We start from the raw sequence: 15468 nt of genomic DNA on the forward strand, positions 1-15468 counted from the left end.
CTCGGCCGTCTCGGCGTCCGCCGCCGCGTGCTCCGCGCCCTCTCCGTCGCCGCCCTGCACGGGCACCGACTGCGGGGCGTCCTCGGCGGCGGCCGCCTCGTCGCTCTCCCCTGCGGGAGCCGGCACGCGGGTCTCACCGCCCGCCGCGCGCCGGGGAGTCGACGGCTGGAGCGCCATCCCCCCTGTCGTACGGAAGAGTTCGTCGGCCCCCGGCAGACTCACTCGGCGTGACACCGGGCGAGCACCTCCCTGGCGAGCTGACGATAGGCGGCGGCACCGACGGAGTTGGACGCGTACGTCGTGATCGGCTCACCGGCGACCGTGGTCTCCGGGAAGCGGACCGTGCGTCCGATGACCGTGTGGTAGACGTGGTCGTCGAACGCCTCGACGACGCGCGCGAGCACCTCGCGGCTGTGCACGGTGCGCGAGTCGTACATCGTGGCGAGGATGCCGTCCAGCTCCAGTTCCGGGTTGAGCCGTTCCTGGACCTTCTCGATGGTCTCGGTCAGCAGGGCCACACCGCGCAGCGCGAAGAACTCGCACTCCAGCGGCACGATCACCTTGTGCGCGGCCGTCAGCGCGTTGACGGTGAGCAGGCCGAGCGAGGGCTGACAGTCGATCACGATGTAGTCGTAGTCGGGCAGCAGCGGCTTGAGCGCGCGCTGGAGCGTCGACTCGCGGGCGACCTCGGAGACCAGCTGGACCTCGGCGGCCGACAGGTCGATGTTGGAGGGCAGCAGGTCCATGTTGGGGACCGCCGTCTTCAGCAGGACCTCGTCCGCGGACATGCCCCGCTCCATGAGCAGGTTGTAGACGGTGAGGTCCAGCTCCATCGGGTTGACACCGAGTCCGACCGACAGCGCGCCCTGCGGGTCGAAGTCCACGAGCAGCACGCGCCGGCCGTACTCCGCGAGCGCGGCACCCAGGTTGATGGTCGACGTCGTCTTGCCGACGCCGCCCTTCTGGTTGCACATCGCGATGATCTTCGCGGGGCCGTGGTCGGTCAGCGGGCCCGGGATCGGGAAGTACGGCAGCGGGCGTCCGGTGGGACCGACGCGCTCACGGCGCTGGCGGGCCGCGTCGGGCGCGAGCGTGGCCGCGTACTCCGGATCGGGCTCGTACTCGGCGTCGGGGTCGTAGAAGTGCCCCTCGGGCAGTTCGTCGTAGTCGGCGAAGTGGTTGTGGGGCGCGCCACTTCCGTCGCCGGCCATGGCGTTCACGTGATGGCCATCCATGCTCTGGTGTGCTGTCCCGACCGCCTGCGGGCCGGAACTCTGGTGGGCTGCGAAGGTGCGCACAGCTACGGAGCCGACAGCCTCGAATCCCGCGGGGCCCTGGCCCCGGACCGGCATTCCTGGTTGACCACCCCCGGGAGAAAATGTCGACTCATTCACAAGTCGTCTTACCTCCTTGGTGACCAGGAAACTTCTAGACAAGGTCAGCGTGGCACCATGCCGACGGTTGGCGACTCTATGGCGTGTCGGCGGTCCGCAGCAACACAATCCGCCGGACCCGGCAGGATGTGTCGGCAATGAAACATCTCGCTGTCAAGGGCGTAAGGCCGTCGCACAGCAGGTTTCACCGGTGTGCGAATCGGTCGAAGGGTTACGTTCGAGGCGAGTTGACCGAGAGCCGCAAAGTGACCATACACACATCCGGCCGGACCTTGTCGGGCAAGGTCCGGCCGGGCGCGTGGTGTTGACGATGTCTGTTGACGAATCGCCTTTTGACGTCAGCCGAGCAGCGTGTCCAGCTCGACGTGGTCCAGGCCGTGGGCCTCGGCGACCTCCTTGTAAACGACCTTGCCGTCATGGGTGTTGAGACCCTTGGCGAGCGCGGCGTCGCGGCGCAGCGCCTCCACCCAGCCGTTGTTGGCGAGGGAGACGATGTACGGCAGCGTCGCGTTGGTGAGGGCGTTGGTGGAGGTGTTGGGCACCGCGCCGGGCATGTTGGCCACGCAGTAGAAGACCGAGTTGTGGACCGGGAAGGTCGGCTCGGCGTGCGTCGTGGGGTGCGAGTCCTCGAAGCAGCCGCCCTGGTCGATCGCGATGTCGACAAGCACACTTCCCGGCTTCATGCGGGCCACGAGCTCGTTGGTGACCAGCTTCGGCGCCTTGGCGCCCGGGATGAGGACCGCGCCGATGACGAGGTCGGCGTCGAGGACGGCCTTCTCCAGCTCGAAGGAGTTGGACATGATCGCCTTGACCTTCGAACCGAAGATCTTGTCGGCCTCGCGCAGCTTGTTGATGTCGCGGTCGAGCAGGGTCACGTCGAAGCCCATGCCGACGGCGACCTGGGTGGCGTTCCAGCCGGAGACGCCGCCACCGATGACCACGGCCTTGGCCGGGGTCACGCCCGGGACACCGCCGGGCAGCACGCCACGGCCGCCGGCCGCGCGCATCAGGTGGTAGGCGCCGACCTGCGGGGCCAGACGACCCGCGACCTCGGACATCGGGGCGAGCAGCGGCAGGGCGCGGTTCGGCAGCTCGACGGTCTCGTAGGCGATGGCCGTGGTGCCGGACTCCAGCAGCGCGTCCGTGCACTCCTTGGAGGCGGCCAGGTGCAGGTAGGTGAAGAGGATCTGGTCCTTGCGGAGGCGGTGGTACTCCTCCGCGATGGGCTCCTTGACCTTCAGCAGCAGGTCGGCGGTGGCCCACACCTCGTCGGCGGTGTCGAGCAGGGTGGCACCGGCCGAGACGTACTCCTCGTTCGTGATCGAGGAGCCGAGGCCGGCGCCCCGCTCGATGACGACCTGGTGGCCGTTGCGCACCAGCTCGTGCACACCGGCGGGGGTGATGGCCACCCGGAACTCGTTGTTCTTGACCTCGCGGGGGATGCCGACCTTCACGTCGATCACGGTCCTTGGCTCAGAGGGTAAAGGGGTGCATTACAGACGTACCCAGACATGCGGGGGCATACCGGGAGAGGCCGCGGGGGGATGCGGCAGAGCCAGTCTAATGAAGGTGTTCCGGCTGTCTAGCCTTTCATTGCATCAATCTTCGCTGGGTGTGCTGCGGATTTCGCAGGCGTTAGCGTCCTGTTCCGGCTCCGCGTCGCCCTTCGACGTCTCCTCACCCAGCATGCGCTCGGCCGCCGCGCGATGCAGGCGCGCCGACACCGGGTCGCCGAGCCGGTCCAGGGTGTCGGCGAGCCGCAGCTGGAGCGCCGCCTGCAACCGGGCGTCCTCCGCACGCCGCGCCCACTCCACCGCCTCCTGGCAGGTGCGCAGCGACTCCTGCGGCCGTCCCGCGTACTCCTGCACCCGGGCGATCTCGCTCAACGCCCTGGCACTCGCGGCCACATCGCCGGCCCGGCGGTAGCCGGCGAGAGCGGCCCGCCAGTTCCTGAGCGCCTCGCCGTAGCGGCCGGCGTAGGTGTGGGCGGTGGCGATCCGGCCGTACAGCCGGGCGGCCTCCGGGATCTCCCCCCGGGCGAGCCGTTCGGTCAGCGCCCGGCCGAACCAGTCGGCGGCCCGGTCGTGATCACCCAGTTCCTGGTGGGCACCGCCTACGGATTCCATCGCGCGGCCGGTCGCGTACGGGTCGTTCGCCTCGCGTCCGGCGTCCAGTGCGGCCCGGTAGCGGGCCAGCGCCTCCCGGGTACGGCCGGTCTGCGCGTCCAGATCGCCCAGGTTCAGCAGGGCGGCGGCCTTCTCCCGGGGCAGCCCGCGCCGCTCGGCGACGTCCAGGACGAGGCCGTGCACGCCGTACAGGTCGGGGGCGGCCGCCTGCGTGCCGACATGCGCGGCCAGCGCCCTGACCAGCTGGGACATCAGCCGGCGGGCGAGGGTGTCCAGCTCCCCGTCGGCCACCGCCAGGCGCACGGACGCCAGCAGGGCCGGGCGCCGGATGCGCAGCCAGTCGGCGGCGGCGCGCGGATTGGGGAAGCGCAGCGGCCGGGGCATGCCGCTCAGCTTCTCCCGGGCCTGCGGACTGTCCGTCTCGGTGATCGCCCGGCAGGACTGGAGCAGCCGTACCGTCCGTTCCAGCATCCGGGCCCGGGCCAGCTGCAGCTCCGCCGGCCGCTCCTGGCTCTCGGCCAGGGCGCACAGCAGCGGGTGCAGGCAGCCGGGCACCTCGTACTGGGGCAGCGGGGAGTCCACCGCCCGCAGCAGGCCCAGGGCGACGAGGTCGTCCAGGGTGGCGCGGGCGGCGTCGACCGAGCAGCCCGCCAGGGCCGAGGCGGTGTGCGGGTCGGCCAGACCCGCCGGGGCCAGGGACAGCAGGCGCAGCATCCGGGCGGCCGGGCCGGGCAGCTGGTCGTAGACGAGCCGGAAGACCCGGGTCAGCGGGCCGGACTCGGTGCCGTCGGCGCCGTCCGCCGGCTCCGCGTGCAGCCGCTTGGCGAGGTCGGAGACGGCGGTCTTGGGGCGGGCCGCGAGCCACCCGCCGGCCAGTACCAGCGCCATCGGATGGCCCTGGCACGCCTCCACCAGGCTCTCCGCGGAGCGCGGGTCGACGGTGACGCGGACCGCGCCGGTGTGCCGGGTGAGCAGTTCCACCGCGGACTTGGTGTCCAGGCCGCCGAGCGTGCAGGGGCGGACGTCCGCGATCCCGGTGAGCGGGCCCCCGGACACGGCCACCACCAGGCAGTCCGGCGCGTCCGGCAGCACCGCGTCGACCTGCTCGGCGCCGGCCGCGTCGTCCAGCAGGAGCAGCATGCGCCGGCCGGCCAGGGCCTCCCGCAGAGCCGCCGTCAGGTCGTCCTCCGCGGCTCCGGCGGGGGCGGGCATCCTCAGTGCCGCGAGCAGCTCGCGGGCGACCTGCTCCACGGGCACCGGGGTGCCGCTCGGTTCGCTGAGCCGGGCCCGCAGCACTCCGTCGGGGTAGCGGCCGGCGACCCGCCGGACGAGTTCCTCGGCGAGCCGGGTCCGGCCGGAGCCGGGGCGGCCCGCGATGAGGAGCACGCGCGCGCGGGGCGCCTTGCGGCCGGAGAGGGTGTCCAGGCCCGCGCGCTCGATGTCGGCGCGCAGCTCCTTCAACTCCCTGGTACGGCCCAGGAAACGGCCCGTCGTGACCGGGTGCGCGGACACCTCCGCGCCGTCCGGGTCCACCGCCTGATCCGTCACGGGCCACACTCCCGTCCCACCGCACGCGCAAGCCCGCCGGTGTCTTCCGGTACGGGCGTTGATGAGCCTAGTTCACGCTCTGCGACGATCCCGGAGGAGCGCGGCGGACGGATCGCCCGATCGGATCAGGCGATCGTCACACCAGTACGCCGGACGGGTGGGGCTCAGTCCCGGAAGGGGCGCGCGGGCCACGGCGCGTCGGCCGGGCGCAGCGCGTCCAGCCCGTCCCCGCCGCGGGCGGCGACCAGCGAGAGCACGCCCACGACCAGGCAGTTGTTGTGCACGTCACCGGCCAGGATCCGGCGCACCAGGTCGTCGACGGGCACGCGCGCGTGCTCCATGTCGGTCTCCTCGTGCTCCGCCGCGAAGCGCTCCCCCTCGGCCTCGGACAGGTCCCGGGCGAGGAAGATCCGCACGGCCTCGTCGCAGCCGCCGGGGGTGGTGTACACGTCGGTCAGCACCCGCCAGTCCCCCGCCTTGACGTGCGCCTCCTCGTACAGCTCCCGCTGGGCGGCGTGCAGCGGGTTCTCGCCGGGCACGTCCAGCAGCCCGGCCGGGATCTCCCACAGCTTGTGCCGCACCGGGTGCCGGTACTGGTTGATCAGCAGCACCCGGTCCTCCTCGTCCAGGGCGAGGACGGCCACGGAACCGGGGTGGACCTGGTAGTCACGGCGGGCCACCGAGCCGTCGGGCATGACCACGTCGTCCGTGCGGACGGAGGTCTTGTTGCCCACGAAGGGGGTCTGCGTCGCCCGGATCTCCCACTCCTGGGGGGTGTCCTTGATCGTCATGCCCTGTCCTCCCACACGCTTGCGCAAGACCGGCCGGAAAGTGGCCGGGGTGCACACCTTCGAAGGTGTGCACCCCGGCCACCGTACAACCGGTGTGCTACTGCGCGATCTTCCGCTCGACCGACGCCTTCACCAGGCCGGCGAAGAGCGGGTTCGCCCTGGTCGGGCGGGAGCGCAGCTCGGGGTGCGCCTGGGTGGCGACGAGGTAGGGGTGGACGTCGCGGGGGTACTCCACGTACTCCACGAGCTTGCCGTCCGGCGAGGTGCCCGAGAAGACGATTCCGGCCTTCTTCTCCAGCTCCGCGCGGTAGGCGTTGTTGACCTCGTAGCGGTGCCGGTGGCGCTCCTCGACGTACTCCTTGCCGTCGTAGACCTCGCGGACGATGGAGCCCTCGGCGAGCTTGGCCGGGTACATGCCCAGGCGCATGGTGCCGCCCATGTCGCCCTCGCCGGCGACGATGTCCAGCTGCTCGGCCATGGTGGAGATCACCGGGTGGGACGTGGCCGGGTCGAACTCGGTGGAGTTCGCGTCCGGGATGTCGGCCAGGTTGCGCGCGGCCTCGATCACGATGCACTGCAGGCCCAGGCACAGGCCCAGCAGCGGGATCTTGTTCTCGCGGGCGTAGCGGATGGCGCCGACCTTGCCGAGCACACCGCGGTCGCCGAAGCCGCCGGGGATGCAGATGCCGTCGACGTCACCGAGCTGGGCCTTGGCACCGGCCGGGGTCTTGCAGTCGTCGGAGGTGACCCACTTGATCTTCACGCGGGCGCGGTTGGCGAACCCGCCGGCCCGCAGCGCCTCGGTGACCGACAGGTAGGCGTCGGGCAGGTCGATGTACTTGCCGACCAGGGCGAGGGTGACCTCGTGGTCGGGCTTGTGGACGCGGTCCAGCAGGTCGTCCCACGTCGTCCAGTCCACGTCACGGAAGGGCAGGTCGAGCTTGCGCACGACGTAGGCGTCCAGGCCCTCGGTGTGCACGACCTTCGGGATGTCGTAGATGGAGCGGGCGTCGGGACAGGCCACCACGGCCGCCTCGTCGACGTCGCACATCAGGGAGATCTTCCGCTTGATCGCGGTGGGGACCTCGCGGTCGCAGCGCAGCACGATGGCGTCCGGCTGGATACCGATGTTGCGCAGGGCGGCCACCGAGTGCTGGGTGGGTTTGGTCTTCAGCTCGCCGGAGGGGCCGATGTAGGGCAGCAGCGAGATGTGCACCACGAAGACGTTGTCCCGGCCGACCTCGTGGCGGACCTGGCGGACGGTCTCCAGGAACGGCAGCGACTCGATGTCGCCGACCGTGCCGCCGACCTCGGTGATGACGACGTCGACCTCGTCCGTCGCCATGCGGCGGATGCGGTGCTTGATCTCGTTGGTGATGTGCGGGATGACCTGGACCGTGTCGCCCAGGTACTCGCCGCGCCGCTCCTTGGCGATCACCGTCGAGTACACCTGGCCGGTGGTGACGTTGGCGGAGCCGTCCAGGTCGCGGTCGAGGAAACGCTCGTAGTGACCGATGTCCAGGTCGGTCTCGGCGCCGTCGTTGGTGACGAACACCTCACCGTGCTGGAAGGGGTTCATCGTGCCGGGGTCGACGTTCAGGTACGGGTCGAGCTTCTGCATCACGACACGCAGGCCGCGGGCCTTGAGCAGCATGCCCAGGCTGGAGGCGGTCAGACCCTTGCCGAGCGAGGAGGCGACACCCCCGGTGACGAAGATGTGCTTGGTCGTCGTAGATTTCGGCGGCATGGCCAAGAGGGGGCTCCCGTGGTCGCTGTCTGTGATGCGGTGCGGCTGCCGGACCGGATGTTCCGGGGAGGTGCCGTCGCTGCGGTTCGGGGGTTTTTCTCCCACCGGTCCACGGGCTACCAGGGTATCAGCGCCTGGGACGGATGGCTTCCGGCAACGCTCCGCGCCCGGCCGCGCACGGGGTGGTTACACCACGCCCTCGCCTGCCGAGACTCTTCACCCTCTGGTCACTCGTTCGGCCCACACGGGTTGCCCGGAGCGGCACGCACATCATCTACGTGCGTCGTATCCTGCTCGGACACTCGCTGCCGAGCCCGCCGGAACGACGGCACCACCCCCGCCACCATCACCCGGAACAACGAGAGCGCGGCAGTTCGTTGAGCAAAGACTGTCGTTTTGCCTCAGGGCTCGGCGGGCTGCTTTGCTTCACCGCTCAACGACGCACAACAACGACCCCTTGACCGCACATAGCGACAGCCCCCCTGCGCGGGGGTGACGTGGCCGTTCGACTGGAGTTGCACGTGGCCGGGCGCATCGAAGATTACGCACTCATCGGAGACATGCAGACCGCGGCGCTGGTCTGCCGGGACGGCACAGTGGACTGGTTGTGCCTGCCCCGCTTCGACTCGCATGCCATCTTCGCCGGCCTGCTGGGCACCGAGGAGCACGGCTTCTGGCGGCTCGGCCCGGCACACGCCGCCGAGTCCGCCCCGCCCACGGCCGCCCGGCGCGGCTACCGCGGCGACTCGCTGATCCTGGAGTCGGAGTGGGACACCCCGCGCGGCACCGTGCGCGTGACCGATTTCATGCCCCCTCGCGACGGCGCGCCGCAGCTCATCCGGATCGTGGAGGGCGTCACCGGCCGGGTGCCGATGCGCTCGGCCCTGCGGATGCGGTTCTCGTACGGCCGGGTGGTGCCGTGGGTGCACCGGCACGAGGGCCGCACGGTGGCCGTCGCCGGCCCGGACTCCGTGTGGTTCGACACGGAGGCCGAGACCTACGGGAAGTCGCTGACGACGTACGCGGACTTCACGGTCGCCCCGGGTGACCGGATCGCGTTCACCATCTCGTGGCAGCCCTCGCACAAGGAGCCGCCGCCGCTGCCGGAGCCGGAGACCTCGCTGGAGGCCACGGAGGACTTCTGGCGCGACTGGGTCGAGCACTGTACGTACCACGGGCCGTACCGGGAAGCGGTGATCCGTTCGCTGATCACCCTCAAGGCGCTGACGTACGCCCCGACGGGCGGCATCGTGGCGGCCCCCACCACCTCCCTGCCGGAGGACATCGGGGGCGTGCGGAACTGGGACTACCGCTACACCTGGCTGCGGGACGCCGCGATCACCCTGTCCTCGCTGCTGCGCACGGGCTACCGCGAGGAGGCCCGCGCCTGGCGCGAGTGGCTGCTGCGGGCGGTCGCGGGCGACCCGGAGAACCTGCAGATCATGTACGGCATCGCGGGCGAGCGCGAGCTGGGCGAGGCCGAGCTGGACTGGCTGCCGGGCTACGAGAACTCGGCCCCCGTCCGGGTGGGCAACGGCGCCGCGCACCAGCTCCAGCTGGACGTGTACGGCGAGGTCACCGAGGCCCTGCACCTGGGCCACATGACCGGCCTGGCCCGCAACGACTACGCCTCCCTGCTCCAGCTGAAGCTGATCCGCTACCTGGAGGACCACTGGCAGGAGCCGGACGAGGGCATCTGGGAGGTGCGCGGACCGCGCCGGCACTTCGTGCACTCCAAGGTGATGGCCTGGGTCGCGGTGGACCGCACGATCAAGCTGATCGAGTCCGGGGACGCGGACGGCCCGCTGGAGCGCTGGCGCGAGCTGCGCGACGACATCCACCGGGACGTGTGCGAGAAGGGGTACGACAAGGAGCGGAACACCTTCACCCAGTCGTACGGCTCCCAGGAGCTGGACGCCTCGCTGCTGCTCATCCCGCAGATGGGCTTCCTCCCGCCGGACGACAAGCGGGTCATCGGCACGATCGAGGCGATCCAGCGCGAGCTGTCCACCTCGGACGGGTTCATCCTGCGCTACCCGACGGAGGGCGACCACGCCGGTGTCGACGGCCTGCCGGGCGACGAGGGCGCCTTCCTCGCCTGCTCGTTCTGGATGGCGGACGACCTGGCGATGATCGGCCGGGTGGACGAGGCCCGCCGGCTGTTCGAGAAGCTCCTCGGGCTGCGCAACGACCTCGGACTGCTCGCCGAGGAGTGGGACCCGCGCCTGAAGCGCCAGGTGGGCAACTTCCCGCAGGCGTTCAGCCACGTCCCGCTGATCGACACCGCGCTGCGGCTGACCGCCTCCGGGGCGTACGGCGGCTGACCGCGACCGGGCGGCGTACGGCGGCTGACCGCGACAGGGCGGTGTGCGGCGGCCGACCGCGACCGGGCGGGTGTGCCCGCCTAGGCTGGGAGGGGCCCTCAGCCGCTGCACCGGAAGGGGGCGGCCATGGCTCCCCTGTCGAAGGCGGGCGCGGCCCTCGCCGCGCTCCGCGAGGATCTGGCCGGCGAGGTGTACGCCCCGGGAGACGCGGGCTACGACCGGGCCCGTACGGTCTTCAACGCGATGATCGACCGGCGGCCGGCGGTGATCGCCCGGTGCGCGGACGCGACCGACGTGGTGCGGGCCGTGCGCTTCGGCCGCGAGCTGGATCTGCACATCGCGGTCCGCGGCGGCGGCCACGGCGTGGCCGGCACGGCGCTGGGGGACGGTGCGCTCGTGATCGACCTGCGCCGGATGGACCGGGTGTCCGTGGATCCCGTGGCCGAGGCGGCCCGGGTCGAGGGCGGCGCCACGACGGGCCGTCTGGACCGGGCCACCGCACCCCACGGTCTCGCGACCACCGGCGGGCGGGTCTCCACCACCGGGGTCGGCGGCCTCGTCCTCGGCGGCGGCACCGGCTGGCTGGACCGTGCCTTCGGCCTCGCCGCGGACAATCTCCTCGGTGTCGAACTGGTGACCGCCGACGCCGAGCGGGTGCACGCCGGCGCCGACGAGAATCCCGAACTGTTCTGGGCGCTGCACGGCGGGGGCGGCAACTTCGGCGTCGCCACCGCGCTCACCCTGCGCCTGCACGAGCTGCCCCGGTTCTCGGTCGTGCTGCTGCTGTTCCCGCCGCCGTCGGGGCCGGAGGTGGTGCGCGCCTTCCGCGAGATCATGTGCACCGCACCGGACGAGGTGGGCGGCGCGGTGCTGTTCGGCACCGGGCCGCCCGGGGACCTCACGCCCCCGGACCTGGTCGGCCGGCTGCTGTGCGCGGCCCTGCTGACCCGCGCGGGCGACGGGGACGGGCTGCGCGCTCTGGCCGGGCCGCTGCTCGCCCTGCCGCACGAGGCCGAGCTGGCCGGTGACCTGCCCTACGCCGACGTGCAGTGCATGTTCGACGTCCCGCCCGGGCAGCGCAACCACTGGTCGGCGGAGTACCTGAACGGGCTGCCGGACGACTCGGTGGACGTCTTCTGCGCCCGCGCGGCCGGCCTGCCGGTGCCGAGCGCCGGCCAGCATGCCCTGTTCCCGCAGGGCGGGGCGGTCGCGGCCGGTCCGCACGAGTACCCGGTGCCGTTCCGGGACGCCCCCTGGGCCGTGCATCCGATGGCGGTGTGGGCCGATCCGGCCGACGACGAGCGGGCGATCGCCTGGGTGCGGGACGTACGGGCCGCCCTGCGGCCCTGGAGCACGGGGGCCGTCCACCTCAACTTCATCGGCGACGAGGGCCCCGGGCGGGTCAGGGCGGGGCTGGGCGAGGGCAACCTGCTGCGGCTGGAGAAGGTGAAGCGGACCTGGGACCCCGACAACGTGTTCCGCTACAACCACAACATCCGGCCGGTGTAGGGCGGAGCTGTCATGTGGGCGTTTGCGCAGGTAGCGTCCGCTGCATGGACAGCCGTACGGACCACCGATTCGACACCCAGGGCGCGGGCATCACCGTGCGGCGGGCCCTGGAGCTGCCGGGCCTGCGCAGCGGGCTGCCGGAGATCCTGGCGGGCGCCGACCGGCTCGGCCGCACCGTCCGCTGGGTGCACGCCGGCGAGGTCCCGAACATCGCCTCGCTGCTCAAGGGCGGCGAACTGCTGCTCACCACCGGCTACGGCCTCGGCACCCGTCCCGCCGAGCAGCGGGCGTTCGTCCGGACCCTGGCCGAGCGCGGGATCGCCGCCCTGGTGGTGGAGCTGGGCCCGCGCTTCGCCCGGTTGCCCGCGGCCCTGGTGGACACGGCCCGTTCGGCCGGTCTGCCGCTGGTCCAGCTGCACCGCGAGGTGCCGTTCGTGACGGTGACCGAGGAGATCCACACCGAGATCGTCAACGGCCACTACGCGCTGCTCCAGCGGGCGGAGGAGGTGCACCGGCGCTGTACCGAGGCACTGCTGGGCGGCGGCGGGGTGCCGCAGGTGCTCGGCATCCTCGCCGGTTTCAGCGACAACCCGGTCTTCCTGGAGACGGCCGACGGCCGGCTGCTGTACGCGGCCGGGGAAGGCCCCGAGGGCGCCGACCCGCTCCAGGTGTGGGAAGGGTTGCGCGGCCCGCACAAGGAGGCGCCGCCGCCCGCCGGCTCGGTGCTGGTGGACGTGCCGGGCGGCGGGCCCGGCACGGCGGGCTCGGTGCGGGCCCGGCTGGTCCTGCTGCCGGTCCGCTCGCCGCTGGCCCCCGTGCACCGGATCGCCGCCGAGCGGGCCGCGGGCATCCTGGCCGTGGTGCTGATGCAGGCCCGGCAGGAGGAGGAGCTGGCGGCGCGCGGGCGCGGTGACTTCCTCACCGATCTCGCCGAGGGCCGCATCACGGCCGGGGACGCCCCGGCACAGGCCCGGGTCCTCGGCTTCAAGCCCGGCGACGGCCCGCTGCTGCCGGTGGTGATGCGGATCGGGGACACCCTCTCGCCCGGCGGGGGCTGGGCGGTACTGGCCCGGGCGGTCTCGGAGGAGCTGGCCGCGGTGGGCGTGCCGGTGCTGCTGGGGGTGCGGCCGGTGGAGGGCCGGGTCCTGGTGCTGCTGGGGCTGCGCTCGGAGTCGGAGCGGGCGGCGACCGCGGACCGGGTGGCGGCGGCACTGCGGGCGGGCGTGGACCGCGCGGGGATGCGGCGGCCCGGTTCCCCGCCCCCGGTGGTGGTGGTCGCCGCGGCCGGCGGCTGGGCGGCGGCCTCGGCGGGGCTGCGGCACGCGGCGGAGACGGCGACCGCTGCCCAGGGCCTGACCGACCGGCCCTGGTACGACGCCCGGCGCCTCGACATCGACCTGCTGCTGTGGCGGTTGCGCGACCATCCGGACCTGGCGGCCTTCGTGGACCGCGCGATCGGTCCGCTGCGCGAGCACGACCGCCGCTCCAGGCCGCCGCTGCTGCCGACCCTTCAGACGTACCTGGCGCACGCCGGCCGCAAGGCGGAGACCGCCCGCGAACTGCACCTCAACCGTCAGACGCTGTACAACCGCCTCGCCCGTATCGGCGAGTTGCTGGGTACGGACCTCGACGACCCGCAGACGGTCCTGGCCCTGAGCCTGGCCCTGCGCGCCCGCCGTCACGTCCTCTAGCCGGCTCCTGTCCGGCGGTCCCCGTCGGCGGCGCTCCGGGTGGCGGCGCGCGTCGCCGGACAGGGCCTTAGGCCGTTTCGCCGGGAGCACCGGCCTCGGCTCCATCAGCGCGTGCGGCTCCCGAGCGGATCCGGTGGCCGAGGCCGCCCGAGATGACCGGGGACGGCCGATGAGTTTCTCCATGATCCACAGTCAGAGAGCATGGTCGGCGTGCCGAGGCCACGAGTGCGGTCGACGCACACGCCGACCGAATCTGCCGCCAGCTGGACACGAGACACCGAGGAACCTTCAGATGCGCACCCTGATCAGCACCGCCTTCATCTCGCTCGACGGTGTCGTGGAGGCCCCGGGCGGGGAAGCCGGTTACCGGAACGCCGGGTGGACCTTCAAGGACGTCGACTTCCTTCCGGAGGCGTTCGACCTCAAGGGCCGGGAGCAGAAGGAGGCCACCGCGATGCTGATGGGCCGGGCCAGCTACGAAGCGTTCAGCCCGGTGTGGCCCGACATGGCGGACTTCGCCGACTACAAGGTGATGCCGAAGTACGTCGTCTCCACCACCCTCACCGAGGACGACCTGGTGTCGAACTGGGGCGAGACGACGATCCTGCGCTCGCTGGACGACGTCGCCGCGCTGAAGGCGACCGAGGGCGGCCCGGTCATCGTCCACGGCAGCGCCTCCCTGAACCAGGCCCTCTCGGACGCCGGCCTGATCGACCGCTACCACCTGCTGGTCTTCCCGCTCCTGCTCGGCGCGGGCAAGCGGCTTTTCAGCGCCACGGACAAGGACACCCAGAAGCTCGAGCTCGTCGAGCACGAGGTGTACGCCAACGGTCTGCAGAAGCAGGTCTTCGACGTCGTCCGCTGACCGGATGTCCGTCCTCGTCCTGCTCTCTCCTTCTTCCCAGGTGGCTGCACCGACCGCGCGTCGGTCACGGACACGTTGGGGCAACGACCAGATGCTCCGCACGAGACGGCCTAGGCGAGCGGCCGGGGCTGGGTCAACTCGTCGTAGACGCTGAGCACCTGGGCGACGGTCTCGTCCTCCGTCGGCCAGGTCGCGGCCTGCCGCAGTCCGCGCTCCCGCAGCACTGCGCACCGCTCCGGGTCGGCGAGCAGCCTCACGACCGTGTCGGCGAGCGCCGCCGGGTCGCCGTACGGGACGAGTTCGGCGGCGTCGCCGACGAGGTCCGGGATTCCGCCGACCCGGGTCGCGACGAGCGGCACGCGCGCGTGCAGCGCTTCCTGCGCGAGGACGGACCGCGACTCCCGACTGCTCGTCAGCAGGGCCAGGTCGGCGGCGGCGAGCAGCTCGGGCACGTCCTCGCGGCGCCCGATGAGCCGTACGGGCAGTTCCTCGTCCTCGATCCGCCGCTGCAGCACCGGTCGCAGCGGCCCCTCCCCCGCGATCACCACCAGCGGCACCGGGTCCAGGCCCCGCCAGCGGCGGGCGGCGTCGAGCAGGACGTCGTAGCCGCGGTGGCGGTCCAGCGAGCCGACCGCGATGAGCAACGGGCGTCCGATGGAACCGAGTTCGGCCCGGACCTTGGGACGCAGCCGGTCGGGGTCGTCCAGGACGACGGGCCGCCGCTGCCCCGGCAGGCCGACGGCCGCGAGCCGGGCGTCCCGCGCCCCGGTCAGCCGGGCCCGCTCCACCAGGTCCGGGCTGGTGCCGAGGACCACGGCCGCCGTCCGCACCACGCGCCGCTCCAGCACCCGCAGCAGATGTCCCCGCGGGCCGTCCGCCTGGGCCCGGTTGTGCCAGGTGACGACCAGCGGGGTGGTGCGGCCGCCGAGCGCGAGCACCGTCCGGAAGGAGGCGTGCAGCCCGTGCGCGTGCACCAGGTCGGCGTTGGCGCAGGCGGTCCGCAGCGCGGCCACGGAGACGGGGTCGCTGCTGCGGGGCACGTGCACGTGGTCGGCGCCGGCGCCGGTGAAGCCGTAGGCGCGGTCGGCCTCCAGGGGGGCGCACACCGTGACCCTTACGCCCCGGGCCACCAGTCCCTCGGCCAGCGAGCGCACGTGCGCGCTGCTGCCGGCGTTGCCTCCGCCCAGCACCTGCACGGTGCGCAGCGGCGACTGGCCGTGCGGTGCGTTGCTGCTCAGGGGGCTCACGGGCCGGCGCTCCTGGTTCGGCGTGGGCGGTCACGAGGAAACGTACAGAAGGTAGCGGGCTCAGAGGGGCGGAAGGACGTACCCCGCGCGCCTCCCGCGCGGACCGTGTTCCCTCAAGCATGCCAGGGTGAACGGTCGTTACGGGAAAACCGGAGGGCGCACAGTGCGGCGGGCCGGGGCAATGCGCCGGAGCACGTCACCCACACGGGTGAGGAAACCCTGGCAC

General features: G+C 72.3%; 10 protein-coding genes and 1 pseudogene. 4 read left to right on the forward strand and 7 right to left on the reverse strand.

Annotation, left to right across the window (positions count from 1 at the left end; all coding sequences use genetic code 11):
- The 6 genes and pseudogenes from GT045_RS40795 to GT045_RS33185 form a co-directional block, all read right to left on the reverse strand.
- Positions 1 to 234, reverse strand: a pseudogene (locus GT045_RS40795) (hypothetical protein); the annotation flags it as partial.
- Positions 219 to 1352 carry a ParA family protein gene (locus GT045_RS40800; protein WP_161287848.1) on the reverse strand — a complete coding sequence of 378 codons (1134 nt, stop codon included), beginning with the start codon at positions 1350 to 1352 and terminating at the stop codon, positions 219 to 221. The gene GT045_RS40800 and the pseudogene GT045_RS40795, both read right to left, overlap by 16 nt.
- Before the next feature lie 380 nt (positions 1353 to 1732).
- The gene (ald, locus tag GT045_RS33170) at positions 1733 to 2848 is read right to left on the reverse strand and encodes an alanine dehydrogenase (protein WP_161287849.1); all 1116 of its coding nucleotides are present in this window, start codon (positions 2846 to 2848) and stop codon (positions 1733 to 1735) included.
- Between the two features lie 144 nt (positions 2849 to 2992).
- Entirely contained in the window at positions 2993 to 5068 is a 2076-nt protein-coding gene (locus GT045_RS33175) for a tetratricopeptide repeat protein (protein WP_161336464.1), read from the reverse strand.
- A 164-nt stretch (positions 5069 to 5232) separates the two neighbouring features.
- Entirely contained in the window at positions 5233 to 5859 is a 627-nt protein-coding gene (locus GT045_RS33180) for an NUDIX hydrolase (RefSeq protein WP_161287846.1), read from the reverse strand.
- Positions 5860 to 5956: 97 nt separating this feature from the next.
- Positions 5957 to 7606, reverse strand: a complete 1650-nt coding sequence (locus GT045_RS33185; RefSeq protein WP_161292416.1) for a CTP synthase — start codon at positions 7604 to 7606, stop codon at positions 5957 to 5959.
- Between the two features lie 521 nt (positions 7607 to 8127).
- Here GT045_RS33185 and GT045_RS33190 point away from each other — a divergent pair.
- The 4 genes from GT045_RS33190 (at position 8128) to GT045_RS33205 (ending at position 13995) form a co-directional block, all read left to right on the forward strand.
- Positions 8128 to 9930 carry a glycoside hydrolase family 15 protein gene (locus GT045_RS33190; protein WP_161292418.1) on the forward strand — a complete coding sequence of 601 codons (1803 nt, stop codon included), beginning with the start codon at positions 8128 to 8130 and terminating at the stop codon, positions 9928 to 9930.
- Between the two features lie 126 nt (positions 9931 to 10056).
- Positions 10057 to 11439, forward strand: a complete 1383-nt coding sequence (locus GT045_RS33195; protein ID WP_161336465.1) for an FAD-binding oxidoreductase — start codon at positions 10057 to 10059, stop codon at positions 11437 to 11439.
- Between the two features lie 44 nt (positions 11440 to 11483).
- Positions 11484 to 13130, forward strand: coding sequence for a PucR family transcriptional regulator (locus GT045_RS33200; RefSeq protein ID WP_161336466.1), 1647 nt, complete (start codon positions 11484 to 11486; stop codon positions 13128 to 13130).
- Positions 13131 to 13422: 292 nt separating this feature from the next.
- Positions 13423 to 13995 (forward strand): dihydrofolate reductase family protein, encoded by a 573-nt coding sequence (locus tag GT045_RS33205; protein ID WP_161289196.1) that lies wholly within the window; start codon positions 13423 to 13425, stop codon positions 13993 to 13995.
- A gap of 110 nt (positions 13996 to 14105) precedes the next feature.
- Here the strand turns inward: GT045_RS33205 and GT045_RS33210 are convergent, their stop codons facing one another.
- Entirely contained in the window at positions 14106 to 15242 is a 1137-nt protein-coding gene (locus tag GT045_RS33210) for a glycosyltransferase family 4 protein (RefSeq protein ID WP_161291813.1), read from the reverse strand.
- Positions 15243 to 15468: the final 226 nt, after the last annotated feature.

Origin of the sequence: Streptomyces sp. SID486, assembly GCF_009865385.1 — a bacterium.
Classification (GTDB): Bacteria; Actinomycetota; Actinomycetes; order Streptomycetales; family Streptomycetaceae; genus Streptomyces.